The organism is Cupriavidus sp. SIMBA_020 (assembly GCF_046535395.1).
Classification (GTDB): Bacteria; Pseudomonadota; Gammaproteobacteria; order Burkholderiales; family Burkholderiaceae; genus Cupriavidus; species Cupriavidus campinensis.
This window is the reverse complement of record NZ_JAWRWU010000005.1, coordinates 263,330-287,382: the sequence shown is the minus strand read 5'-3', so window position 1 is coordinate 287,382 and position 24,053 is coordinate 263,330. Positions and strand designations below refer to the sequence as shown.

Genomic DNA, 24,053 nt, shown 5'->3' with positions numbered 1-24,053 from the left:
TTATGGCACGCCAATGATAAGGCTAAAGGAGACGACGATGACGACAATGCACCTGCCCACGAGAACCCCCTCCCCGCGCCGTGCGTGGCTGGCGGCAACAGCCACCTTGCTGGCCTCGACGCTGATCGGCGGCACCGCTCACGCCCAGCGGGACGCCACGTATCCGACGCAGCCGGTCAAGCTGGTGGTGGTCTATCAGGCGGGCGGTGCAAACGACATCGTAGCCCGCGTCCTGGCCGACCGCATGACGCGCGTGCTCGGCCAGTCGGTCATGGTGGTCAACAAGCCGGGGGCCTCCGGGGCGATCGGCGCGCAGTTCGTGGCCGGCAGCCAGCCAGACGGCTACACGGTGCTGATGGGCGGTGCGCCGCTCGTGGTCGCCCGCGCGCTATATAAGAACCCTCCGGTGGACTTCGAGAAGAGTTTTTCGCCCGTGGGCAAGGCGGTCAACCTCAATCTGGTGCTGGTTGCCCGCAAGTCCTATCCGGCTGACACCTTCAAGCAGGCCATGGACCTGGAGAAGAAGCAGCCGGGAAGCTCCACCATGGCGGTCACTGCCGGCGTCTTCGAGCTTTACTACGCGCGCCTCAACCGGCTCGCCAACACCCGCATCGTCAAGGTGCCCTACAACGGCGTGCCCGCCGCGATGAACGACATCCAGGGCGACCGCGTGGACATGCTGATCGACACCGTGGCCGCGCAGAAGCCCTTTATCGCCAGCGGTGCCACCAAGCCGCTCGCGGTATTCGGCCCGAAGCGGCTGCCCTCCCTTCCCGATGTGCCCACGCTGGCGGAACTCGGCCTGAAGGGCTTCGATGACCAGTCCTACGTCGGCATGCTGGTGCCGAAGGGCACGCCCGACGGCGTGGTGCGCAAGCTCAACGGCGCCCTGAACACCGCGCTGGCCGACCCCGAGGTCAAGTCGCGCCTGGAGAAGCTGGACTTCGGCGTGGAAGGCAGCACCCCGGAAGCCTTCTTCAAGGAGATGAAATCGGATTCCGACCGCTTCGCTGAACTTGCCGACGCCACCCATATTGAAAAGCAGTAAGGAGATGTGAGATGGGGGACACAGGACAACTCTACGGCTGCACCACCGTCGCCGCGCTGTACCGTTCGGCATTCAAGACGTTTGCCGACCGCGAGGCGCTGGTCGGGCAGGACATTCGCCTGACCTACGGCGAACTCGAGGCCCGCTGCCACCAGATAGCGCGGCTCTTCCTGTCGATCGGCCTGCGCCGCCAGGATGGCATCGCCATGCTGGCCGGCAATCGTGTCGATGCCATGGCCGCGATCATCGCCGCCCAGCTCCTTGGCTTGCGCTACACGGCGCTGCACCCGCTCGGCTCCGCCGAGGATCAGGCTTTCGTGCTGCGCGATGCCGGCATCCAGGCGCTGGTGATCGACACGCCCCGGCACGGCGAGCGCGGCGCGGCGCTGGCCGGGCTCGGCATCGTCAGGCATGTGCTGACGCTGGGCCCGGCGCCGTTCGGCACCGACCTGGTGGCGGCCGCCGCGACCATGGACGCCGGCGACTTCCCGCTCGACGTGCAAGCCGGCGATGTCTTCAAGATCGGCTACACCGGTGGCACCACGGGCAAGTCCAAGGGTGTGGTCCAGTCTCACCGGACCGCCGTGACGATGACGCTGCAGCAGCTGGCCTGCTGGGAGTGGCCCGACGAGGCGCGGTTCCTCGCCACGACGCCCATCTCCCACGCGGCGGGCGCCGCCATCCTGCCCACCTTCCTGCAGGGCGGCACGGTGGTTTTCATGGACAAATACGATCCGCTGGCCTTCCTCGAAGCCGTTGCGCGCCACCGCATCACCTGTACCTTCCTGGTGCCGAGCCAGATCTACGGGCTGCTCGACTTCCCGGGGCTGGCGGGCCATGACCTGTCCAGCCTGCACCGCATCTGGTACGGCGCCGCGCCCATCGCGCCGGCCCGGCTGGCCGAGGCGATCGGGCGGATCGGCCGGATTTTCGGTCAGATCTACGGCCAGGCCGAGGCGCCGATGACGGTGACCTACCTGCGCGCGGACGAGCACGACCCCGCCCGCCCCCATCTGATGGGCTCCTGCGGACGCCCGATTCCGGGCAACGACGTGCGCCTGCTGGATACGCAGCTACGGGAAGTGCCACCGGGCGAGATCGGCGAACTGTGCGTACGCGGCCCGCTGGTGATGTCGGGCTACCTGAACCGGCCGGAGGAAACCGCGAAGACGCTGGCCGGGGACTGGCTCCATACGGGCGACATGGCGCGCCGCGACGCCGCCGGCTACCTGTATCTGGTCGACCGGGCCAAGGACATGATCATCTCCGGCGGCTTCAACGTCTACTCGAGCGAGGTGGAGAACTGCCTGGCCGCGCACCCCGCCGTCGCCATGTCGGCGGTGATTGGCGTGCCGCACGCCAAGTGGGGCGAAGCCGTGACCGCGCTGGTCGTGCTCAAGCCGGATGCATCGGTCACCGAGCAGGCGCTGATCGACTTCGTCACCGCGCACAAGGGCGTGGTGTGCGCGCCAAAGTCCGTCTCGTTCGAGACGGCGCTGCCGCTCACCTCGCTCGGCAAACTCGACAAGAAATCCCTGCGGGCCCGTTACTGGGGCGGGCAGGACCGTCAGGTCAGTTAATCGACACAGACAACAGACCCTCTGGAGACCCGCATGCAGCAAGCTTTCATCATCGACGCCATCCGCACGCCCATGGGCCGCGCCAAACCCGGCGCCGCCTTTGCCGAAGTCCACCCCGCCGAACTGCTGGCGCAGCTCCTGAAAGGGCTGGTCGAGCGTAACCGGCTGGACCCGGGCATGGTCGACGACGTCATTACCGGCTGCGTCAGCCAGGTGGGCGAGCAGTCCGCCACGCCCGGCCGCGTGGCCTGGCTGGCCGCCGGCTTCCCGGAGCACGTGCCCTCGACCACCATCGACCGCAAGTGCGGCTCCAGCCAGCAGGCCATCCATTTCGCCGCGCAGGGGATCATGGCGGGGGTCTACGACATCGTGATCGCCTGCGGCGTGGAGTCGATGAGCCGCGTGCCGATGGGCACGGCGCGCATGGGGCAAGACCCTTACGGCCCCTCGTTTGCCAAGCGCTACGCGCCCGGTCTGGTGTCGCAAGGCGTGGCGGCGGAACTGATGGCCAGCCGGGGCGCGCTCTCGCGGGAGGCACTCGATGCCTATTCGGCGGAGTCCCACCGCCGCGCCCAGTTGGCCCGGGAACAGGGCGCATTCCGGCGCGAGATCCTGCCGATCGTCACCCCGCGTGGCGTGGTGGAAGTCGATGAAACCATCCGGCCGGACACCTCGCCCGCCAGTCTCGCCACCTTGAAGCCGGCCTTCCGCACCGATGAACTGGCCGCGCGCTTCCCCGAAGTCGGCTGGCACATCACGGCCGGGAATTCCTCCCAGATGACGGACGGCGCCTCGGCGCTGCTGCTGATGAGCGAGCGCATGGCATCCCGGCTCGGTTGCAACGCACGCGCCCGCTTCGCCGGCTTCGACGTCTGCGGCGATAGCCCGATGCTGATGCTGACCGCCCCCATCCCCGCCAGCCAGCGCGTCCTCAGGAAGAGCGGCCTGACGATGGCAGACATGTCGCATTGCGAAGTCAATGAGGCGTTCGCGCCCGTGCCGATGATCTGGCAGCGCGAACTCGGCGCCGATCCCGCACGGCTCAACCCGCGCGGGGGCGCGATCTCCCTGGGCCACCCGCTGGGCGCCTCCGGGGCGCGCATCATGACCACCCTGCTGCACGCGCTGGAAGACAACAAGGGCCGCTACGGCCTCCAGGCGATCTGCGAAGCCGGCGGCATGGCCAACGCGACGATCATCGAGCGGCTCTGAGCGGTGCGCGGGCGTGGTCGGCGCAGAGCTTTTGCGCCCACACCGCCCCCGCCACCGCAAGCAAGAGCGGCGGCGCCAGTGCATAGGGCAGATGCGTGAATTCGGCAACCAGGACGATGGCGGTCAGGGGCATGCGCATCGATGCGGCGAGGAAGGCCGCCCCGCCCACGATGGCGCAGGCGCCCGGCGAGATGCCGGGCAAGGCGATGTTCCAAAGGGCGCCGCCGGCGACGGCCAGCAAGGCCCCGCAGGCCAGTCCGGGGGTCAGCAAGCCACCCGCCGCACCGGCGCGCAGCGATGCGCAGATGACGCCCATTTTGAGCGCCAGCAACGCGCATGCCAGAGCGGGCGTCAGCTCACCCTCGAACCCGAGCTGGACAGGGCCCTTGCCGTTGCCAAGCAGTTCGGGAAAGCGGATGCTCAGCAGGCCGAGCACGGCAAAGTTCAGCAGGCAAAGCCACAGGAGCCACGCGCCACGCGGCGCGCGGGAGCGGGCAGCGGCAGTCGCCCGGCTGAATGCAGCGCCGGCCATGCCGAAGATCGGGCCGAACAACACGGCCCACACGCTGAGCCAGTGGCCGGGCGCCAGCGTTGGCACGGCATACTGCACGTTCGTGCCGAGTCCAAGCGACGCCGTTTGCGCGGCCAGCGTCGACATGAACAACGCCAGAGCCGCAGCAGCCGGGTGAAACGTGCCGAGCAGGACTTCGAGCGTGAAGACAGCACCGGCCAGCGGTACGCCGTAGACCGCGGCAAGCCCCGCGCCCGCACCGGCCGCCACAATCCATCTCCGTTGCGCCACAGGTAGCGCGAATAGCAAAGACAAGCGTCCGCCGACCAGCGCGCCAATCTCGCGTGGCGCCACTTCACGGCCCAGCGGAGACCCCAGTGCCACGGTGACTATCTGCAGGAGCGCGTGGGCGAGGGTCGCCCCGGGTGGCATCGGCGCGCCTTCATCCACAGCCCGCTTGATGCTGACGAGCGGCCGCCCGAAGCGATAGACGGCGAACCAGCCAACCCCCGCCACCACGCCGGCGCAGAGCGCCACCATCAGCCGCCGTAGCGGCGTGGCACGCTCCACGCCCGACAGGAAGCTCTGATGGCTCACCACGTGAGCGAGGCTGTAGTGATAGGCCAGGTGCTGGATGGCATGGAGCAGCAGTGCCAGGGCCATGCCGCCCAGGCCGGCGCCCACTGCCGTCAGCGTGGCGGCAAGGAGCAGGCGCCCCGTCGCGGCGGCCTGGGTGCCGTGCGCGGATCGCATCCTGCCCCTAGCGTGGGGTACCCGTCGTCATCGATTCCAGCACGCCATCGCGCCGGATCATGCCGTGGTACAGCGCAGCCGCGATGTGCAGCAGCACGACGCCCAGCAGCAGGTACGCCCCAACCGCATGGGCCTGCCGCAAGCACGCATAGAGTTGGGCGTGATGCGGCAAGATGGGCGGGAGCTGCACCGCACCGGCCAGCACCACCGGATACCCCCCTGCCGAGAGCATGCCCCAACCGATCAGCGGCATGGCCAGCATCAAGCCGTACAGCAGCACGTGCGACGCAATCGCCGCAAGGTGTTGTGCGCGAGGCATCGACCGCGGCAACGGCGGCGGACGGTGGATGAAGCGATTGATGATCCGGACCAGCACCAGCAACAGGATGGCGACACCAATTGTCTTGTGCAGCGACAGCAGCGCGAGATATCGCGGAGAGACCGTCGCCACCATGCCGACGCCGATACACAGCATGGCCAGGATGAGGACGGCCATCGCCCAGTGAAGCAGTCGGGAAGGCAGCGAGAAGCCTCGGCCAGTCGTTCTCATGATCGACCTCCTGCCTGCACTTCGGCTTCGGTGACGGCACCGGGCGGCTTGGCCGCGCGCTCTCGCTCCCGCAGGGTGAAAGACCGCGCATAGGCAGCCGACCGGGCGCTCGGGATGCCATCCGCGGACGTCGTCATGCCGGCCGGCAGCACGGTGGGATCGAAATTGATGTCGGTACAGGTTCCGGCGTCTTCCGCCGTCAGCTTGTCGAGCGTCACGGTACCCACCTCCACGTGTGTGCGGTCGTCGGGCCAGGGAAGGTTCGGGCTGACCGGATCGCCGGCGTGGCCAATCGTCACCACCATCTTCCACTGCAATGGCTGACGTGCGGCGTCGGCAATCAGGGCATTGAACAGGTAGTTTGGATCGCCAGCCGCCTGCGGGCCCACCGGCGCGAACGGCTGAACCGGCACGGCGGACCAGCGCACCGGCACGGAGGCGCCCGCCTGGTTGACAAAGACGAACGTGTCGAGCCCGTTGTAGGTGCTGTTTGCGAAACCCGAAGACACCGCCCGCTTGCCCACGATGCCGACGGCCGACACGAACGCCGGATGCGCGGCGGCAAACGCCTTCATCTTCTCGGGGTCGGGCTTGCCCGTCTTCTGATCGGGTACCGACGCGATCATCTGCGCGTAGAAGGCCTGCACGTTGTCGAACGGAAACACCGGGATGTCGATCATCGCGGTCCGCCATTCTTCTCCGCCGGGCGGCTTCAACTGCATCGCCAGGCTGCGCACCAGATTCGGGGCGTCCGGGATGAACGGCATGCCGCCTGCGAAGGCAAAGCGTGCAGTGACAGGCACACGCCCGGGCGCCAGCACATCGGCCTTGCTGAACGGCACGCCCGCGCCGTTGCTGTCGAACCACCCGGTCGCGCACAGTCCCTTGGCGTGGTTGCGCCGAAAGCCCACGTGCTTGCCGTTGACGGCCTCGAAGCCGTCGATCACCTTGCCCTGGGTCAGCCGCCCAGGCGTGAACCAGCCGCCAACATAGGCGAAGCCACACGCCATGCAGACGACGGCGGCGCCAATGGCGCCCAGCCGGATCGCAACGGCATTGCGACTGAGTTTGCGGGGGTCTTCGTCCATGTTCGCTCCTTGTTGAACAGGATCCTTGGGTACCGAAGACCAATACTTGTCGATTTCCACGGCGCGCGCGTTTGGAACAGGCAACGCTTTGTCCGATTCGCACACCGCCATGCGCGACCTGCACGACCTGCGCGACCCGCCCGATAACCCCGCCGCCGCGCCCCCCCCTGTTCAGTCCACGGAAATGTGATTGGTACGGATGACGTGGCCCCAGGCCGAGACGTCGTCGCGCACAGTCTGCGCGAACTGCTCGGGGGTCTTGACCTGCGGCATTGCCATGTTCAGCAGCAGGAAGCGCTCGCGCATAGCCGCGCTGGTCAGTATCCGGTTCACCTCGGCGTTTAGCCGCTGCACGATGGCGGCGCTGGTGCCCGCCGGCGCGAACATGCCGTACCAGCTGTTGGTCTCGAACGGATAGCCCTGTTCGGTCATGGTCAGCACCTCGGGCGTGGCCGGCGCGCGCCGGGTGCCGCTGATGGCCAGCGCGCGCAGCTTGCCGGCGCGGATCAGCGGCACCGACGAGGAGGTATCGACAAAAGCCACCCGTACGATGCCACCCTGCATGTCGTTCAGGATCTGCGGCACCGTCTTGTACGGCACGTGCCGGATGCGGATGCCTGTCTGCATCTTCAGGGCCTCCATGGTCAGGTGGCCGCCAGACCCGATGCCCCACGACGCATAGTCATAGGCGTCCGGCCGCGTGCGTACATGCTCCACAAAGGACTTCAGGTCGCGCGCCGGAAAGTCCGGCACCACCGCCAGGAAGTTGCCGCCCGCCCCCACCTGCACCACGGGAATCAGGTCGCGCAGCCCATCGTACGGCATCTTCGGCTGGAGGGTCTGGTTGATGACCACCGTGGCGGCGTAGGTGAACAGCAGCGTGTGGCCGTCCGGCGCGGCCTTGGCCACGATGTCATTGCCGATGATGCCGGTGGCGCCGGGCTTGTTGTCGATCACAAAGGACTGCCCGAAGACCTTGCCCAGCTGGTCCGCGATGGGCCGGGCGAACAGGTCGGGGCCGCTGCCGGCGGACCCCGGCACCACAAGCCGCACCGGGCGGGACGGCCATGGGCTGGCGGCGCCGGCCGGCTTTACGGCAGCAGCCAGCCCTAGCATCGCCATCGCCATCGACTTCAGCAGCGTGCGGCGTCCGGCGTCGGTCTCGTCATCATCAGGAAGGGGGAAGCGTCGTGTCATCGCCATGCCTCAGTGAATGCCGAAGTTGTCTTCCACACCCGCCGAACCCGCCTCCAGCACCATGGCGGCCGCCACGTACAGGCTGCGCGACACATAGCTCTGTACCTGTTTGGCCCGTGCGCGCAGCCATTCGGCCTTGAGCTGGCGCGCCTCGGTCACGTGTGGTGCATCGCCGGGCACCAGGGCCAGCAGGTCGATCACATGCAGCGCCAGCTGGAGGTCGCCCCGCGCGGCCAGGGCCTGGGCGTGCCGCAATACCGCGCCGTGGTTGTCGATGGCCGCCGCCATCTCGCTGGCCACCTGCTGCGGCGCCGCCGGATGCAGCGTGGTGGCGTTGCGGTCCCACCAGCCGTTTTCGGAGCGGTAGATGTCACGGGCGATGTAGCTTGGGTCGCCGTAGGTCGGCCGCATCCATGGCTGCTCGAACAGGTCCGGCGGCGGCCGCAGCGCCGCCAGCATCTCGCGCTCGTTGCAGCCGGCATTCATCAGGCGGACCACCTCCTCGCGCATCCAGCGCAGGGCCCGCGCGGTGTGCAGCAGCACGTGCTGGCAGGTGTCCTCCCCTTCCAGCGTGGCACCGAACTCGCGCACCACGGTCTGCGGGCGCAGGCCGGCCAGCCGCTCCAGCGTCTCGGCCCAGCGCACGGTGTCGCGCAGGGTGCGGAACGGGGTGCCGATATTGGGAATGGAATCGATGATGGCCGGGCCGCCATAGAGCAGCCGCCGGCCGGGCAGCCAGACCGCCACGGCATCGTCGGTCTCCGAGGGCGCCCAGAGAATTTCCGCGCGCCGCTCGCCGTGCCCCACGGTCATGCCGTCGCGGAAGGTCTCGGTCGGCGTGGTCTGCCGCAGCTTGCCGGCCAGCGCCCCGGCGCGATGCCGGAACTGGATCTCGGCCATGCGCTCCTGCAGGCGCTGCGTTTCGCGGTAGCGGCTCTGGCGCGCCAGCACGTTCACATGGGCCAGCACACGCGGCGCCGGCTCGCCGCGCTGCGTGGCGTGGTCGATCCACTGCTGCACGCCCGCGTTGTAGCCGAGATGGCCGTGGCTGTAGCAGAGTGCGATCACCGGCAGCGGGGTCTGCGTGCGCAGCACCTCGATCATGCCGGCCGTTACGGACCCGCCGGGGCCGCTGTCCACCACCAGCAGGCCGTTGCCGACGTCGGCGACGAAGGTCTGGCCCTGTCCGTGCAGCAACCAGACACCCTCGGCAATGCGGTCGATCCCCTTGCCGGTGATCAGTGCGGCCGGACGATCCTCGATCTCGTTCATGGCATCCCTTCCAGTTTGGCGAAGGGACATTTCACGCGCAGACCGCGCACTATCGTCAGTGGGGAAAGTCCCCGGGCGGCACGGCGCGCGGCCTGCGGCGCCAGCACCGGCGCGCCCTGGCGGGGGGTACGAAATTTTCGCTGTGAACCGCCGGTTATCACCTGCGCGGCGCAGGGAATTCCCGGCGCGCGCCTGCTGCGCTAGCCAGCCACCATCGGGGCGATCGGGGCGATCGGGATCGGGGTTGCGCGGGCCGCAGGTGCCGGGTTCGGCACCTGGCGCCGCAGCGGGCTGTCCGGCATCTTGCTGAGGTAATGCACCTCACGGCGCAGCAGCGTGGCGAACTGCTCCGCCACCGGCGTCATCGGCGAATCGGCACGGTAGATCAGGCTCACCGCGTGGCTCGGCAGCGGGTCTTCGATCGGCAGCGCCACCAGACCGGCCGTGGCCAGGCGCCCCGGCACCAGCTGGCGCGGCAGCAGGCACAGCAGCGAACGGTCCTGCAACAGGGTCTGGATCATGCCGATGGTGTCGCAGCGCACCGCCACGCGGGGCAGCGGCAGGTCCTGCGCGCGGAAGGCGTCGAGGATCGCCGCGCCCGGGCCCTGCATGCGCCGGCCGGTCAGCACCCAGTCGGAGCTGACCAGTTCACGCAGCGTACGCGCATGGCGCAGCGGATGCTCCTGATGCGCCACCACCACCGAATCGTTGTTGTACAGCGGCTCGCAGACAAACTCGCGTTCGATGCCCTCATCGGGAATCGGGCTCACCGCCATGTCCATCACGCCCGCGCGCAGGTCGGCCAGATGTTCGGGATAGACGCCGCTGTCGATACAGACCTGCACGTCCGGATGCTGGGTGCGGAAGCGCTTCAGCACCGCCGGCAGCAGCAGGTTAGCCGGCCCACCCGTGGCGCCGATGCGCACCACGCCGTTGCGCGTGCCCAGCATCTGGGTCATCTCTTCCGTGGCCTTGCGCGCCTCGGTGGCGATCAGGCGCGCCCGGCGCAGGAACGCCTCGCCGAAGCGCGACAGCACCACGCCGCGCGTGGTGCGGGTCAGAAGTGGCACGTGCAGCTCTTCCTCGAGCTGGCGGATGCTCTTGGTGATGGCCGGCGCCGATACATCGCGCGCCTTGGCCCCGGCGCGAATGCTGCCGCTTTCCGCCACGGCAATGAAATCCTGCAACTGGCTCAGACGCATGACTCGCCTCCCCCCAAAGACCGCGTGGTAACGCCCTGCCTGCGAGCATAGCGGGATTTGCCGGCATCAGTGATAACCCGGGGTGCTAACCGTGGGTTATCGCACCCCTTTTTGCGGAGGCTGCCGGCTGTGCCAGGCGTGCCCCATCATCCCCTTCCATTGATGCCACGCATCGTCACGAAACGAGAGATCGATGGCAACTCCAGAAGACCTGCCGCTGGCAGGCATCCGCGTGGCCGAGTTCGGCCAGTTCATTGCCGCGCCCGGCGCCGCGATGATGCTGGCCGACCTGGGCGCCGACGTGATCAAGGTGGAGCCGCTGCGCGGCGACAGCGCACGGCGCTTCGACGGCACCAGCACGCAAAGCCCGATGTTCCTGGCCTACAACCGTGGCAAGCGCGGCATGGCGCTGGACCTGCGCCAGCCGTCTGGCGCCGAGGCCGCCCGCCGGCTCGCCCTGTCGTGCGACGTGGTGCTCCACAACGCCCGGCCGGGAACGATGGAGTCGATGGGCCTCGACGCCGCCTCGCTGCGCGCCGCCAAACCGGCGCTGATCCACGCGTCCGTCACCGGCTTTGGCACGCGCGGCCCGTCGCGCCTGCGGCCGGGGCTCGACATCGCCGCGCAAGCCGAAAGCGGCATGATGTCCGTGACCGGCGAAGCGGGCGGCCAGCCCTTGAAGGCCGGCTTCGCCCTGATCGACGCGGCCACGGCGCTGGCCACCGCCAACGCCATCCTCGCCGCGCTGTTCCGGCGCCTGCGCACCGGCCGGGGCGAGACCATCGAGACCTCGCTGCTGACCGTGGGTATCCAGCTCCAGGCGCAACTCTGGTCCGAATACCAGTGCTCGGGCGCCCTGCCGGTGCGCAGCGGCAACAGCCAGCCGAAAGCCGCGCCGGCGGCGGATGTCATCGCCGTGGCCGATGGCCATATCGTGCTGTCGGCCTACCTCGACGAGCACTGGGTGCGGCTGTGCGAGGCCATCGGCCAACCCGCGCTGGCACAGGACCCGCGCTTCGCGAGCAACCCGCTGCGCGTGCAACACCGCCCGGCCCTGCTGGACGTGCTGCACGCCGCCCTGCGTGGATACACCGGGGAGCAGGCGCGCGCGCTGCTGGAGCGCCATCAGGTGGTGGTGGGCGTGGTGCGCGACTACCGGCAGGTGGAACGCAGCGCCGACGTGCTGGCAAGCGGCCTCCTGATGCGCGTCGGCGACGGCCTGGGTGGCGAGCTTGCCCTCCCGGGCCTGCCTTTCACGATGGCCGGCCTGCCGCCCACCGCCATGCCCTCCGTGCCCAGGCTGGGCGAGCACACCGCCGCGGTGCTGCGCGAACTTGGCTATGACAACGCAACGATTCGCACGATGGCGCAGGCACGCGCCATCGCCGTCGAATCCCTCGACATGACGGAGGCCGGCGCATGACACGCGATACCCCCATCCTGCTCGACCGGCATGACGGCTGGGCCGAGATCACCCTGAACCGGCCGGAAACCCGCAATGCCATCGACATGGCCACCGCCGAAACGCTCGGCGAGGCCATCGAATCGCTCGAACGCGAGCCCGCCTTGCGCGCAGTGGTGCTGCGCGGCGCCAACGGCGCGTTCTGCTCCGGCCTCGATCTGAAAGCACTGCAGGCGCATCCCGATGGCATGAGCGGCTTCGCGGCGCGCTGGGATCGCGTGCATGGCGGCCTGATGCGCAGCCGCAAGGCGTGGATCGTCGCGCTCGAACGTCACGCGGTGAACGGCGGCGCCGCGCTGGCGCTGGCCGGCGACCTGCTGGTCTGCGGGGCGCAGGCGTTCCTGCAGATCGCGGAAGTGCGCATCGGCATGAATGCGCCACGCAATATCGCCTGGCTGGCCCTGCGGCACGGCGAGGCCGTGGCGGCGCGGCTGTGCCTGCTGGGCGAGCGCGTGCCGGCCAGCGAACTCCTGCGGCTTGGCATCGCGACGGAGGTCATTGCCGACGCGGACGTCGTGGCCCGTGCGCAGGCGCTGGCCGCGACGATTGCGGGCTTCCCCGCCGACGCGGTGGCCACCATCAAGGGCAGCCTGCGCGCCGCCAGCACGCGCCTGCCGCCGGCCGACTGGTTCGATGCCTGCGCCGACAAGGAGATCCGTCATGGCTGAGTTCGAAGCGCTGCGTAGCGAGGTCCGCGCCTTCTTGGCGGAGGCCCTGCCCCCAACCGTGCGCGAGAAAGTGCGCCTCGGGCTCGAAGTCAGCAAGGACGAAATGATCGACTGGCAGCGCCGGCTGGCCGCGCGTGGCTGGCTCGCGCCGCACTGGCCAGCCGCCTGGCAAGGGGCCGACTGGAGTGCCGCGCAGCGCGCCGTGCTGCAGGAAGAGCTGGTGCTGGCCCACGCCCCCGAGACCGGCGGCATATCGATCGAGATGATCGGCCCGATCCTGATCCGCTACGGCACGCCCGCCCAGCAGCAGTACTTCCTGCCGCGCATCCTCAATCTCGAACACTGGTGGTGCCAGGGCTACTCCGAGCCGAATGCCGGGTCGGACCTGGCGTCGCTGGGCACCCGCGCGGTGCGCCGGACGCGCCCGGACGGCACCGAGGTCTACGTGGTCAACGGCAGCAAGATCTGGACGTCCTACGCGCAGTACGCGGACTGGATGTTCTGCCTGGTGCGCACCGATACCGAGGCACGCGCGCAGCAAGGCATCAGCTTCCTGCTGATCGACATGCGCAGCCCCGGCGTCAGCGTACGGCCGCTGATCGGCATTCACGGCTGGCATCTGTTCAACCAGGTCTTTCTCGATGACGTGGAAGTGCCGGTGGACATGCGCGTCGGCGAGGAGAACGCGGGCTGGTCCATCGCCAAGTCACTGCTGGAACACGAGCGGCTGAATCTGGCGCGTGTGGCCGAGAACCGCCGGCGGCTGGCCAAGGTACGGGCGATTGGCGCCGAGGTAGAGGAAGCCGGCGAACCGCTGCTGCGCCGCCCCTGGTTCGCGCGGCGCCTGCGGGAATTTGAGGTGCGGCTGGAAACACTGGCGGCCACGGTGCTGCGCTTCCGGCGGCTCGAACGGGCCGGCGGCGCGCTCGGGCCGGAGACCGGCATGCTCAAGCTGATCGGCAGCCGGTTGATCCAGGACATCGAGAACCTTGCGGTGGATGCGCTGGGCCCGGACACGCTGGCCTACGACCGCGCCGCGCACTTCGAGCCACCCGCCACGCAGCCGGATCGCTCGCCGTACACACCCGCCGCCTCGGCGCGCCGCTTCGTGACACGCGGCTACACCATCGCCGGCGGGTCGAGCGAAATCCAGCACGAACTGCTCGCCAAGCAGGTACTCGGACTCTGAAGGACGGCAACCGGCTGCGGATTCAACCGGCCGGCAACCCACACCACATGACAGGACACTCAAGCATGGAAGACCGCGACGACGCGCGCATCGAAGAGCGCCGCATGCTGCAGGCCAGCGTGGAGCGCTTTGTGGCGCGCGGCTATGACTTCGCACAGCGCCGGACCGCGCTGGCAGAGTCCGATGGGTTCTCGCGCAGGCATTGGCGCACGTTCGCCGAGATGGGCTGGCTGGCGCTCGGCCTGCCGGAAGCCTGCGGCGGACTCGGTGACGACATGGATCAGGCCCTGCTGGCCGAGGCGCTGGGGCAAGCCATGCCGGCGGAGCCGTGGCTGGCCAACGTGGCCCTGTGTGCGCCGTTGCTGGCGAACGCTGGCAACACGGCGTATCTCGCCATGGCCGAGGCCATCGCCGCCGGGGAAAGCTTCGCCGCCTTGGCCGCCTTCGAGGCGCAAGGCCGCCACGATGCCTTCGACGTCGCCACGCAGGCGGAACAGCGTGGCACCGCGCAATGGGTGCTCGATGGCAGCAAGACACTTGTGCTCGGCGGCGGATGTGCCGATGTGCTGCTGGTGCTGGCCCGCACCGCAGGCGCCCGCCGCGATCGCCATGGGCTGACCCTGTTCGCCGTGCCCGCCGGTGCGCGCGGCGTCAGCGTACAGGCGTTACCCACCTACGACGGCCGCCAGACCGCCACGGTCACGCTGCGGCGCGTAACTGTGCCGGACGACACCCGTATCGGCCCGCCCGGCACGGCCTGGCCGATGGTGCAGGCCGCCATCGACCGCGCCACGGTCATGGCCTGCGCCGAAGCGGTTGGCGCCATGACGCGGGCTTTCGCCCTGACGCGGGAGTACGTGATGACGCGCCAGCAGTTCGGCCGCCCGCTCAGCGCCAATCAGGTGATCCGGCACCGGCTGGTCGATCTGTTCGTCAGCATCGAGCAGGCCCGCGCCATCACGGAGGCCGCCGCGGCCGCGTTGCAGGCCGATGACGTCACGCGCATGCGCGCGGTGTCCTGCGCGAAGGCGTTCGTTTCCACAGCCGGGCGTGCGCTCGGTGAAGACGCCGTGCAACTGCATGGCGCCGTGGGCATGACCGACGAGATGGAGGTCGGCCATTGCTACAAGCGGCTGGCCGCGCATGCGAACCTGTTCGGCGATGCCGACTGGCATCTCGCCCGGCTGGATGCACTCGAATCCGCCGCCCAGGCATCCGCCTGAGCGGCATTCACCCGGGCGCGCCGCACCGACGCAAGGTGCGCCCATCCACGACACGCCGGCAACGTACCGGCTTGCGCGGCCAATGCGCCGCTACGGAGACAGCATGATGGAAAGCCAGCACACTGGCATCCGCGGGGTGTTACCGACCCTTGCCGCAACGCTCGCCACGTTGTCCGGCCTGGGCCCCGCGTTGGGCCATGCCGAAACGGCGCCCTACCCCAATCGGCCCATTCGCATGATCCTGCCGTCCGCCGCAGGCAGCGTGACCGACCAGACCGCGCGCCTCGTGGCGGAGCGATTGTCGATCGCGCTGAAGAAGCCCGTGGTGGTGGACAACCGCCCGGGCGCCAACGGCATCATCGCCAGCGAGATGGTGTCCCGCGCGGAGCCCGATGGCTACACGCTGCTGTTCACCTACTCGGCCACGCTGACCGTGAACCCGTGGATCACGGCCAACCTGCCCTACGACCCGCTGAAGGACTTCACGCCCATCGCCCGGCCCAGCGCCCCCGGCGGCAATCTGCTCGTCGTCACCTCCACCGTGCCCGTGCACAACCTCAAGGAACTGATCGCCTACGTCAAGGCCAGTCCCACGGAGCTGGCGTACTGCTCCTGGGGCGTGGGCTCGGGCGGCCATCTCACCATGGAGTACCTGAAGGCCAAGACCGGCATGCGCCTGCGGCACGTGCCCTACAAGAGCGCCGTGCAGTGCACCAACGACCTGGCGGCCGGCCACGTGACGATTGCCTTCACCGATGCGCTCTCCGTCGTGCCGCACCTGAAATCGGGCCGCATCCGTGGCGTGGCCGCGTCCGGCCCGGAGCGGATGCTGACCGCGCAGGACGTGCCCACCATGGGCGAGCAGGGTATCCCCTTCAACCAGGCCAGCTGGCTTGCGCTGTTCGGGCCGAAGAACCTGCCTGCGCCGATCGTCAATCGCCTCAACGCCGAGGTAAACCGCATCCTCCAGTCGCCCGAGGAACAGCAGCGCTTTGCCGCGATGTACCTGAAGCCGGGCAAGCCCTCCACGGCCGGCGAACTCGGCGATCTGGTGCGCGCCGACCTCGGCGCGTGGGGCGAGGTGGTGAAGACCGCCGGCGTGACGCCGCAGTAACCAGACGTATCAACACAACATCCAAAACAAAGAACGGGAGACAGCAATGAGAGAGAAGTCGAGCCGCTGGCGAAACCTGCAACGTGCCATCAGCATGGGCCTCGCCGTGGGATGCGGGAGCGCATCGGCCGTGACGGTGCAGTTGTTCGGCGTGGTCGATGCGTCGATCGAGTACGCCAGGGGATCGGAGAGCGTGGTGCGCATGCGTGAGGGCCAGCAGGCCGCGTCGCGCTGGGGGCTGCGCGGCATCGAGGATCTGGGTGGCGGCACCAAGGCCAACTTCCTGGTCGAATCGGGCTTCAATATCGACACCGGCGCCGAGTTCTTCGGCAATGGCCGCCTGTTCGGCCGCCAGTCGTGGATGGGGCTGTCGAACGAGTCGTGGGGCGAGGTCCGGTTGGGCCGCCAATACACGCCGTCGTTCTACGCGCTGCTGCGGCTGGACCCGTTCCTGCTCAACGGCATGGTGTCGCCGTTCAACCTGCTTAGCGTCACGGCGTCACAGGGCACGGGCCAGGTGGCTTACGGCGCGCGCTTCGACAATGCCCTGCAGTACTTCTCGCCGAATTGGGGCGGCTTCTCGTTCGGCGCCGCCGTGGCACCGGGAGAAGTGCCCGGGGCCCCACGCTCTGGCACCAACTTCGGCATGAACGTCGCCTACGAAGCCGGCAACGCCTACGCGTTCTACAGCTACCAGGGCATGTACACCGGCGCGGCCACGCCGCAGGTGGAGACGGCGCTGACGTCCAACCACTTCGTCGGCGGCTCGTACCGCTTCAAGCCGGTGGAGGTGGGCCTGCTGTTCAGCACGGCAAACAGCCGGCTGCCCAATACGCGCGTGGCGCGCCATTACGGTGTCACGTTCAGCTGGAACGTCACTGCGCGTGACACCTTCAAGGCCGCCGCGCTCAAGCGGCAGGTGTTGGGCGGCGACGAACGGCCATGGTCGATGACCATTGGCTGGGACCATGACCTGAGCAAGCGCACCACCGCCTACCTGCGCGCGGTCTATGTGCACAACAGCCCGGGCGGCAGCGTCTCCAACAACAGCATCGCGATTGATCCTGGCAGCGGCGATGACGCGCGCTCGATCAGCGTGGGCCTGCGGCACCGCTTCTGACCACGCGGCAGACACCCCGGGCGGCCGGTATCGGAACGCCGGCGATCGGTCTATATTTCTGCAACAGCGGTGCCCCACGCCGCGCCAAACGGAGACAACATGCTGGATCTGGAACCCTTGCTGCGTCCACGCTCGATAGCGGTCATCGGCGCCTCCACACAGCCCGAGAAGGTGGGCGGCATGCCCATCCGCCTGCTCGGCGAACTCGGCTATGCCGGCCGCGTCTACCCGGTGAATCCCGGCGCGGACACGGTGCAGGGGCTGCGCGCCTATCCCACCATCGACGCCATCGGCGAGCCGGTGGACCTGGCCATCGTGGCCGTGCCCGCAGCCAGCGCGCCGGACGTGATGACCCAGCTTGGCCGCGCCGGCACCCGCGCCGCCGTGGTCTTCACCTCCGGCTTTGCGGAAGTCGCCGGCAGCGCGGCCCTGCAGCAAACGCTGGCCGCGAATGCGCAGGCGCACGGCGTGCAACTCCTTGGCCCCAACTGCCTCGGGGCGATGAACCTGCGCGCGCGCATGTTCGCCACGTTCTCGCCCATCCCGCTGACTGGCGTGCCGCCCGTGGGCGAAGTCGGTCTGGTCAGCCAGAGCGGCGCGTTTGGGGCGTACGCGTTTGCCCTGGCACGCGAGGCCGGGCTCGGCCTGAGCCACTGGGTGACCACCGGCAACGAAGCCGGCGTGCAGGTGGCCGATGTGATCGAGTGGCTGGCGCACGACCCCGATACCCGCGTGATCCTGACCTATATGGAAGGCGCCCGGGACGGCGCACGGCTGCGCCGCGCGCTGGCTGCCGCGCGTGACGCCGGCAAACCGGTGGTGATGACCAAGGTCGGCACCACGGCGGCCGGCGCCAGCGCCGCACAATCCCACACCGCCAGCCTGGCGGGGGAAGATGCGGTCTATCAGGCTGTATTCGACGAGTACGGCGTGCATCGCGCCCCGACGCTCGAAGCCTTCTTCCGCCTGGGCTACACGCTGGCGCGAGGGCGCCGGCCCACGCGCTGGCATGCGCGCGGCGGCTTGCCGGCCGATGCGGTGGCGCCGGTAGCCATCGTCACGGTCTCCGGCGGCGTCGGCATCATGATGGCCGACAGTGCCGAGTCGCTGGGACTGCCGCTGCCGCCCATGCCCGACGCAGCCGCCCACGCCTTGCGCACCGCCATCCCCTTCGCCAGCACCAACAATCCCATCGACGTGACCGGGCAGGTCGTGGCGCAGCCGAAGGTCTTTCTCGATGCGCTGGCCGGCGTGGCCCGCTGTGGCGAGTACGGCAGCGTAGCCGCGTTCCTGGCCGGCGGCGCCAACGCCCCGCGCCTGTGGACCGAATTGCAGCAGACCGTGGCGACACTGGCCACGGAGCCGGAATCCGCCCCGCTGCTGGTATCGGGCGTGATGGACGACGAGAAGCGCGCCTGGCTCGAATCACGCGGATGTCTGGTGTTCCGCGAACCGGCCCACACGATGGAAGCCGTGGCCGCGCTCGCGAAAGCGGCGGCCATGGAGGCATTGGCCAGCGCCCCGGCCGAGGCGCACGCCCCGCCCGCTGCCATCGCCCCGCCGGATTTTCCCGGGCACGCCACCGCGCTGTCGGAAGCCGAGGCGATGGCGTGGCTGGCTGAAGCCGGCGTGCCCGTGGCGGCGCACGGCGTAGCGCACGACGCCGATGAGGCCGTGCGCATCGCCGAATCGCTCGGTTACCCCGTGGCCGTGAAACTGTGCTCGCGCACCATCTTGCACAAGAGCGATATTGGCGGCGTGGTGCTGCATCTCAAGGACGCGGCGGCCGTGCGCAACGCCTTCGCCCGCGTGCAAGCCGCCGTGCGGCAGACGCGTGATGCCGATGGCCAGCCCGCGCACTTCGAAGGCGCCATCGTCGCGCGCATGGTGCGCGGCTGGGGCGAGATCATGGTCGGTGTGCGGCGCGACCCGGTGTTCGGCCTCGTCGCGCTGGCCGGCATCGGCGGCACCGCCGTCGAGGTTTTCCGGCAGATGGCGTTCGGCCTCGCCCCGCTGAGTCGGGCACGCGCCCGCGCCATGCTCGCGCAGAGCCGTGCGGAGGCCCTCTGCACCGGGCATCGCGGCCGCCCGGCCCTTGATCTGGACGCGGTGGCCGACGTGCTCGTCAAGGTCTCGCGCGCCGCTGCCGCCCTCGGCGACCGGCTCGATACCCTCGAGATCAACCCATTCATCGTCGGCGCCGATGGCCTGTGCGCCGCCGACGCCGTCATCACGCTCCGCCACCCCGGCTGACCCCCACCCCCTTGCCCAACGACATGAACCATCCCGCACCGCCTGTCTTCGCCGCGCCCGTCCATGCCAGCCCGCAGGAGGCCCTGGTCGCCGCCGCCGCGCTGCCGCTCGTGATCTACGGCTATCCGCTGATCGAAACACTGCGCACCTGCCGCCTGCAAACCTCGGTCGATGCGCCCACGCGCTATGGCCGCGCGCCGATGAACACGCTCTCCGCCAGCGCACGGCAGTGGACGCACGAAGACCGCGACATCGTGACGCCGGCCAATGACCTGCTCTACTTCTGCGGCTGGCTGAATCTGGCCGATGGGCCGGTCACGCTGCGGGTGCCGCCGCTGCCCGACGCCGACCGCTACTACGTCATCGAACTGCTCGATGCCCACACCAACAACTTCACGAACCTCGGGCCACGCAATGTGCCGCTCGCCGGTGCGGACGTGGAACTGCTCGGGCCCGGGCAGCAGCCTTCCGGGGCACACGCGCAGGTCGTCCGCGCGCCGACCTCGCTGGTCTGGCTGATCGGCCGCGTGCTGGTGCAGGGCCCCGACGACCTGCCGCGCGCGTATGCCTTCGAACAGGGCTTCGAGATCGTGCGCAGCGCGGGGCCGGCACGCCCCGCCAGTGTGGCGCACTGGCAGGAAACCGGCGATGCGGCCATCGACTTCTTCCAGAACCTGTACCGCGCGATGGGCGATTTCCCGCCCGCAACTGCCGAGCAGGGGCTGTTCACGCTGCTGCGCAAGGCGGGGCTGCGGCTCGGGGAGGAGATTGACTTCGCCTCCCTGCGGGCGCCGGTCGTGGCCGGCCTGCGCAGCGCCTACCAGCAAGGCCTGGCCATCATCGAGGCGCACACCCGCAGCCAGGGCCACAAGGCGTGGGGCTACAGCATGCGGCTTGGCACCTATGGCGACGACTGGCTGTTGCGCGCCTGCACGGCCATGAAGGGGCTGGGCGCGCTGCGCGCGGACGAGGCGGTCTATGCCATGGCCGATTTCGACGCCGACGGCGAGCGGCTCGATGGCCGCAACACCTACGAACTGCGCTTCGCGCCGGGCATGCTGCCGCCGGCCGATGCGTTCTGGTCGGTGTCCCTCTATGGCGAGGACCGCTTCTTCACCGCCAATGCCATCGGCCGCTATGCCGTGGGCGACCGCACGCCGGGCCTGCGCATGGAGGCCGATGGCACGCTGGTCATCCCCGTGAGCCACGCGCGTCCCGCGCAGGATGACAACTGGCTGCCTGCGCCGGCAGGCCCGTTCTACCTGATCCTGCGGCTCTATCACCCAGGCAAGGCGTTCATGGACGGCCAATACACCATCCCCGCCGTGCGCCGCGCCGGCTGAGCAGCTCGTCAGAACAAGACAGGAGACACCATGCCCCAAGAGAAAGCCGGTACACCCGCGCTGGCGCGCGATGCCGTGATCTACACGCTGCCGCTGTACGAGATGGCGCGCATGCGCGCGGCCACGTGCCCGCGACGCAACCGCGCAGGCAACTTCGCCGGAGACGGCCCCGCGTCCACGCTACGCTGGATCAACCACCTGATCCACACGCGCGCGCTGCTGGGCCCGCAGCACCGTCAGGTCGTCACGCCGAACAACGACACGCTCTACACCAACGCGTGGCTCGATCTGTCGCAGGGGCCGGTCGTGCTGCATGTGCCGGACTTCAACGGGCGCTATTACGTGCTGGGCCTGCTCGACTTCTACACGAACCCGTTCGGCTATATCGGCAGCCGCACCACGGGCACGGCGGCGGGGCGTTTCCTGCTGCACGGGCCATCGTGGCGTGGCGAAATGCCGGCGGACATGCACGCCGTGCCTTGCCCGACCGATGCGGTCTGGATGATCGGCCGCCTGCTGGTGGATGGTGATGCGGACCTCCCGGTGGTGCACGCGCTGCAGGACGCCATCCACCTGACCACGCTCGATGGCGCCGACGCTGCGCGGCCGTTCGACACCGGCATGCATCCGGGCGAGCAACTCGGCGATCCACAGCGCTTTGCCGAGGTGGTCGCCCGGGCGCTGCGCGAGAACCCACCGCCCGCCGCCGAAGCTGGGCGGGTGGGCAGCTTCGCCAGCGTCGGCCTCGGTCCGGATGTCGTGCCCAGCGCCAGCCAGCGCGAAATCCTGGGCGCGGCGCTGCACGACGTGTTAGAGGCGCTGGCAGTGCCCCAGTCGTCCGACATGGGCGGCGGCTGGGCGATGTCCGTCGAGGTCCGCGAATCCTATGGCGGGAACTTCGCTCAGCGTGCGCACGTGGCGCGCAACTATATCGGCGCATTGGGCGTGCAGGAGGCGATGTACGTGATTGCGGACCGCAGCGGCGATGGCGAGCCGCTCGACGGCCGGCACGGATACCGGCTCGACTTCCCCGCCGACAATCCGCCACAGGTGGGCGCCTTCTGGTCCCTCACGATGTACGACAAGCAGGACTGCATGCTCGTACCGAACGCGATTGACCGCTATTCGCTGGGCGACCGCTCGGCGTCGCTCCAGCGTGGTGCCGATGGCAGCCTCACGCTCTGGCTTTCCGCGCAGCCTCCGGCCGATCCGGCATTGCACGGAAACTGGCTGCCGGCGCCGCCGGGGCCGTTCTACGTGGCGTTGCGGCTCTACGTGCCGCAGGCCGCCCACCTCGACAGGACCTACCGGTATCCGGTCATCCAGCGCACGGGAGGTGCCGCATGACGCCGCAACAACGCATACGCCGCCGCCTGCTTGGCGCCATGGCCCTGGCGGGCGTGGCGCCGGCCGCGTTCGCGGAGACCTACCCCGCCAGGCCGGTGCGGCTGATCTCGCCCTACGGGGCCGGCGGGTCCAACGACACCTCGGCCCGCGTGCTGGCCGAGGCGTTGAGCCGCAAGTACGGCCAGCAGGTGGTGGTGGAAAACAAGCCCGGCGCCGGCACGCGGCTGGCCAGCGAGACGGTGGCCCATGCCGCGCCTGACGGCTATACCCTGCTCTGGGCCGCCGCGCCGTTCGCCATCAACACGGGCGCGGGACTGGCGCAGCGGTTCGACATCCACAAGGATTTCGTCGCCGTGGGGCCGCGCGTGCTTGGGCCGATCTTCCTGATCGTCAACGCGAATTCGCCGGTCAAGACGGTGGCGGACTTCGTCAAGATGGCCCAGAAGAAGCCCGATGGCGTGACGTTCGCCTCGCCCGGTATCGGCTCCGGCCCGCACCTGACGGCCGAACTGTTCGCGCAGCAGGCCAGGTTCAAGGCGCTGAACGTGCACTATCGCGGCGACGCCACCGCCTACACGGAGCTGCTGGCCGGCCGCGTGGATGCCACGCTGACCGCGATCACCACGGCGCTGCCGTTCATCCAGACAGGCAAGCTGCGCGTGATTGCCGTGGCGGCAGAAGCCCGCACGCCGGTCTATCGTGACGCGCCGACGTTTGCCGAGCAGGGCGTGCCCGGCGTGGTGGGGCACGGCTGGTTCGGGATCGTCGCCCCGGCGCGCACACCGGTCGGCATCGTCCAGCAGGTGAATCGGGATGCGACGCAGGCACTGGGCGAACCGGAGATCGTCAAGCGGCTGCTGGCGCTCGGCCTGCAACCGGTGCCCGGCACCAGCACTGATTTTGCCGGATTCATCGACAGCGAAGTGGCCAAGTGGGGCGCGTTGGTGAAGGCACGGGGGATTGTGCTGGAGTAACGCTTACTCCTGCTGGGGCGCGCGGGGCGTGTGCCGCCCGCGCGTAGCCAGCCAGCATAGGACAGAGCCGCCGCAGACCATCGACGCGCCCTGCCAGAACGAGAAGGAAAGCGGCGTTTGCAGCAGTGCCGCAGCCAGCGCGGCCGAGAGCACCGGAATGAAGTACGAGGCGCCGGCCAGCACCGTCACATTGCCATGCAGGATGCCGACGTTCCACGCCGCATAGCCAAAGCCCATCGCGCAGGCCGCCAGCGCCAGGTAGATGCAGCCGGCATAGCTGAACACCATGGTCTCGCCGTGTGTGAACAGGTACTTGCCCCACAGGGTGAGCGCCGTCAGCATGAAAAACAGCGTGATGGCGTTCTTGCCTTGCGCGATGCGGCTGGTCACCGTGCAATAGCCGGCCCAGATCACGGCGCCGGCGAACGCCAGGCCATAGCTGAGCGGGTTGTCCTGCACGTTGCGCGCCATGCCGCCCAGATCCCAGCCCTGCTCGCCGCCGAGCACCGACGCAATGCCCAGGATCGCCATCAGGAAGCCCGGCACGATCAGCCAGTTGGCGCGCTGACGGTTGAAGAGGATGGCGGCCAGCATCGTGAAGCTTGGCCAGAGATAGTTGACCATGCCGACCTCGATGGCCTGCCTGCCGCTGTTGGCATAGCCGATGGACAGCGACAGGCACAGCTCGTACGACACGAACAGCAGGCTGCCCCAGATCAGGTAGGCACGCGGCAGCGCGCGGATGCTGACGGCGCCGACGGAGAGCCACAGCAGCCCCGAGGCCACCGTGTAGATCAGCGCCGCCCCGCCGGTGGCGCCAAAGCTCTGGCTGACGCCCCGGATCAGGCCGACGATCGAACTCCAGAGGAGGATCGCGACCAGCCCGATCAGCGTGGCCTGCTTTCTGCTATGCGTGACTGCCATGTGCTCGGATACGACAATGTGGA

At 69.1% G+C, this 24,053-nt stretch carries 20 protein-coding genes; 13 read left to right on the top strand and 7 right to left on the bottom strand.

What is annotated here, in order from left to right; translation table 11 throughout:
* Positions 1-37: 37 nt before the first annotated feature.
* From SB751_RS12695 to SB751_RS12685, 3 genes are read left to right on the top strand one after another with little or no spacing between them, the layout of a single operon-like run.
* Positions 38-1,048 carry a Bug family tripartite tricarboxylate transporter substrate binding protein gene (locus tag SB751_RS12695; protein ID WP_144197033.1) on the top strand — a complete coding sequence of 337 codons (1,011 nt, stop codon included), beginning with the start codon at positions 38-40 and terminating at the stop codon, positions 1,046-1,048.
* A gap of 11 nt (positions 1,049-1,059) precedes the next feature.
* A complete protein-coding gene (locus SB751_RS12690) occupies positions 1,060-2,628 on the top strand; it encodes an AMP-binding protein (RefSeq protein WP_410748106.1) in 1,569 nt (522 codons plus the stop codon).
* A gap of 33 nt (positions 2,629-2,661) precedes the next feature.
* The gene (locus tag SB751_RS12685; protein ID WP_144197031.1) at positions 2,662-3,840 is read left to right on the top strand and encodes a thiolase family protein; all 1,179 of its coding nucleotides are present in this window, start codon (positions 2,662-2,664) and stop codon (positions 3,838-3,840) included.
* On the opposite strand, the gene SB751_RS12680 is transcribed toward SB751_RS12685, so the two are convergent.
* The 6 genes from SB751_RS12680 to SB751_RS12655 all read right to left on the bottom strand — a co-directional run bounded on the left by SB751_RS12680 (position 3,824) and on the right by SB751_RS12655 (position 10,413).
* A complete protein-coding gene (locus tag SB751_RS12680) occupies positions 3,824-5,104 on the bottom strand; it encodes a chloride channel protein (protein ID WP_211942811.1) in 1,281 nt (426 codons plus the stop codon). The genes SB751_RS12685 and SB751_RS12680 overlap by 17 nt on opposite strands.
* A gap of 7 nt (positions 5,105-5,111) precedes the next feature.
* Positions 5,112-5,654 (bottom strand): cytochrome b, encoded by a 543-nt coding sequence (locus SB751_RS12675; RefSeq protein ID WP_144197029.1) that lies wholly within the window; start codon positions 5,652-5,654, stop codon positions 5,112-5,114.
* On the bottom strand, positions 5,651-6,853 hold the full coding sequence (locus tag SB751_RS12670; protein WP_246118927.1) for a catalase family peroxidase: 1,203 nt from the start codon (positions 6,851-6,853) through the stop codon (positions 5,651-5,653). Before SB751_RS12670 ends, SB751_RS12675 begins: the two co-directional genes overlap by 4 nt.
* A 60-nt stretch (positions 6,854-6,913) precedes the next feature.
* Positions 6,914-7,939: a Bug family tripartite tricarboxylate transporter substrate binding protein gene (locus SB751_RS12665; RefSeq protein WP_410748105.1), complete on the bottom strand. Its 1,026-nt coding sequence runs from the start codon at positions 7,937-7,939 to the stop codon at positions 6,914-6,916.
* Positions 7,940-7,948: 9 nt separating this feature from the next.
* Positions 7,949-9,211: an alkyl sulfatase dimerization domain-containing protein gene (locus SB751_RS12660; RefSeq protein ID WP_211942809.1), complete on the bottom strand. Its 1,263-nt coding sequence runs from the start codon at positions 9,209-9,211 to the stop codon at positions 7,949-7,951.
* Positions 9,212-9,411: 200 nt separating this feature from the next.
* Positions 9,412-10,413, bottom strand: a complete 1,002-nt coding sequence (locus SB751_RS12655; RefSeq protein ID WP_410748104.1) for a LysR family transcriptional regulator — start codon at positions 10,411-10,413, stop codon at positions 9,412-9,414.
* A gap of 193 nt (positions 10,414-10,606) precedes the next feature.
* On the opposite strand from SB751_RS12655, the gene SB751_RS12650 reads away from it, so the two are divergent.
* The 10 genes from SB751_RS12650 to SB751_RS12605 all read left to right on the top strand — a co-directional run bounded on the left by SB751_RS12650 (position 10,607) and on the right by SB751_RS12605 (position 23,106).
* Entirely contained in the window at positions 10,607-11,836 is a 1,230-nt protein-coding gene (locus tag SB751_RS12650; RefSeq protein ID WP_211942808.1) for a CaiB/BaiF CoA transferase family protein, read from the top strand.
* Positions 11,833-12,543 carry an enoyl-CoA hydratase/isomerase family protein gene (locus SB751_RS12645; protein WP_211942807.1) on the top strand — a complete coding sequence of 237 codons (711 nt, stop codon included), beginning with the start codon at positions 11,833-11,835 and terminating at the stop codon, positions 12,541-12,543. The genes SB751_RS12650 and SB751_RS12645 overlap by 4 nt, the downstream gene beginning before the upstream one ends.
* Entirely contained in the window at positions 12,536-13,732 is a 1,197-nt protein-coding gene (locus tag SB751_RS12640) for an acyl-CoA dehydrogenase family protein (protein WP_244844518.1), read from the top strand. The genes SB751_RS12645 and SB751_RS12640 overlap by 8 nt, the downstream gene beginning before the upstream one ends.
* 65 nt (positions 13,733-13,797) lie before the next feature.
* Positions 13,798-14,955, top strand: a complete 1,158-nt coding sequence (locus tag SB751_RS12635) for an acyl-CoA dehydrogenase family protein (protein WP_244844516.1) — start codon at positions 13,798-13,800, stop codon at positions 14,953-14,955.
* A 106-nt stretch (positions 14,956-15,061) separates the two neighbouring features.
* Positions 15,062-16,069 (top strand): Bug family tripartite tricarboxylate transporter substrate binding protein, encoded by a 1,008-nt coding sequence (locus tag SB751_RS12630; protein ID WP_211942835.1) that lies wholly within the window; start codon positions 15,062-15,064, stop codon positions 16,067-16,069.
* A gap of 46 nt (positions 16,070-16,115) precedes the next feature.
* Positions 16,116-17,189 carry a porin gene (locus SB751_RS12625; protein ID WP_377731544.1) on the top strand — a complete coding sequence of 358 codons (1,074 nt, stop codon included), beginning with the start codon at positions 16,116-16,118 and terminating at the stop codon, positions 17,187-17,189.
* Between the two features lie 99 nt (positions 17,190-17,288).
* Positions 17,289-19,442 (top strand): acetate--CoA ligase family protein, encoded by a 2,154-nt coding sequence (locus SB751_RS12620; RefSeq protein ID WP_410748103.1) that lies wholly within the window; start codon positions 17,289-17,291, stop codon positions 19,440-19,442.
* A gap of 23 nt (positions 19,443-19,465) precedes the next feature.
* A complete protein-coding gene (locus SB751_RS12615) occupies positions 19,466-20,785 on the top strand; it encodes a DUF1254 domain-containing protein (protein WP_144197026.1) in 1,320 nt (439 codons plus the stop codon).
* Between the two features lie 30 nt (positions 20,786-20,815).
* Positions 20,816-22,132, top strand: coding sequence for a DUF1254 domain-containing protein (locus SB751_RS12610; protein ID WP_144197025.1), 1,317 nt, complete (start codon positions 20,816-20,818; stop codon positions 22,130-22,132).
* A complete protein-coding gene (locus tag SB751_RS12605; protein WP_144197024.1) occupies positions 22,129-23,106 on the top strand; it encodes a Bug family tripartite tricarboxylate transporter substrate binding protein in 978 nt (325 codons plus the stop codon). Before SB751_RS12610 ends, SB751_RS12605 begins: the two co-directional genes overlap by 4 nt.
* A 3-nt stretch (positions 23,107-23,109) precedes the next feature.
* Here the strand turns inward: SB751_RS12605 and yddG are convergent, their stop codons facing one another.
* A complete protein-coding gene (yddG, locus tag SB751_RS12600) occupies positions 23,110-24,030 on the bottom strand; it encodes an aromatic amino acid DMT transporter YddG (RefSeq protein ID WP_144197023.1) in 921 nt (306 codons plus the stop codon).
* Positions 24,031-24,053: the final 23 nt, after the last annotated feature.

Bases quoted from the DNA above. Each gene is read 5' to 3' on its own strand.
- SB751_RS12695 (WP_144197033.1), top strand. From the start codon at position 38: ATGACGACAATGCACCTGCCCACGAGAACCCCCTCCCCGCGCCGTGCG.
- SB751_RS12690 (WP_410748106.1), top strand. From the start codon at position 1,060: ATGGGGGACACAGGACAACTCTACGGCTGCACCACCGTCGCCGCGCTG.
- SB751_RS12685 (WP_144197031.1), top strand. From the start codon at position 2,662: ATGCAGCAAGCTTTCATCATCGACGCCATCCGCACGCCCATGGGCCGC.
- SB751_RS12680 (WP_211942811.1), bottom strand. From the start codon at position 5,104: ATGCGATCCGCGCACGGCACCCAGGCCGCCGCGACGGGGCGCCTGCTC.
- SB751_RS12675 (WP_144197029.1), bottom strand. From the start codon at position 5,654: ATGAGAACGACTGGCCGAGGCTTCTCGCTGCCTTCCCGACTGCTTCAC.
- SB751_RS12670 (WP_246118927.1), bottom strand. From the start codon at position 6,853: ATGGCGGTGTGCGAATCGGACAAAGCGTTGCCTGTTCCAAACGCGCGC.
- SB751_RS12665 (WP_410748105.1), bottom strand. From the start codon at position 7,939: ATGACACGACGCTTCCCCCTTCCTGATGATGACGAGACCGACGCCGGA.
- SB751_RS12660 (WP_211942809.1), bottom strand. From the start codon at position 9,211: ATGAACGAGATCGAGGATCGTCCGGCCGCACTGATCACCGGCAAGGGG.
- SB751_RS12655 (WP_410748104.1), bottom strand. From the start codon at position 10,413: ATGCGTCTGAGCCAGTTGCAGGATTTCATTGCCGTGGCGGAAAGCGGC.
- SB751_RS12650 (WP_211942808.1), top strand. From the start codon at position 10,607: ATGGCAACTCCAGAAGACCTGCCGCTGGCAGGCATCCGCGTGGCCGAG.
- SB751_RS12645 (WP_211942807.1), top strand. From the start codon at position 11,833: ATGACACGCGATACCCCCATCCTGCTCGACCGGCATGACGGCTGGGCC.
- SB751_RS12640 (WP_244844518.1), top strand. From the start codon at position 12,536: ATGGCTGAGTTCGAAGCGCTGCGTAGCGAGGTCCGCGCCTTCTTGGCG.
- SB751_RS12635 (WP_244844516.1), top strand. From the start codon at position 13,798: ATGGAAGACCGCGACGACGCGCGCATCGAAGAGCGCCGCATGCTGCAG.
- SB751_RS12630 (WP_211942835.1), top strand. From the start codon at position 15,062: ATGGAAAGCCAGCACACTGGCATCCGCGGGGTGTTACCGACCCTTGCC.
- SB751_RS12625 (WP_377731544.1), top strand. From the start codon at position 16,116: ATGAGAGAGAAGTCGAGCCGCTGGCGAAACCTGCAACGTGCCATCAGC.
- SB751_RS12620 (WP_410748103.1), top strand. From the start codon at position 17,289: ATGCTGGATCTGGAACCCTTGCTGCGTCCACGCTCGATAGCGGTCATC.
- SB751_RS12615 (WP_144197026.1), top strand. From the start codon at position 19,466: ATGAACCATCCCGCACCGCCTGTCTTCGCCGCGCCCGTCCATGCCAGC.
- SB751_RS12610 (WP_144197025.1), top strand. From the start codon at position 20,816: ATGCCCCAAGAGAAAGCCGGTACACCCGCGCTGGCGCGCGATGCCGTG.
- SB751_RS12605 (WP_144197024.1), top strand. From the start codon at position 22,129: ATGACGCCGCAACAACGCATACGCCGCCGCCTGCTTGGCGCCATGGCC.
- yddG (WP_144197023.1), bottom strand. From the start codon at position 24,030: ATGGCAGTCACGCATAGCAGAAAGCAGGCCACGCTGATCGGGCTGGTC.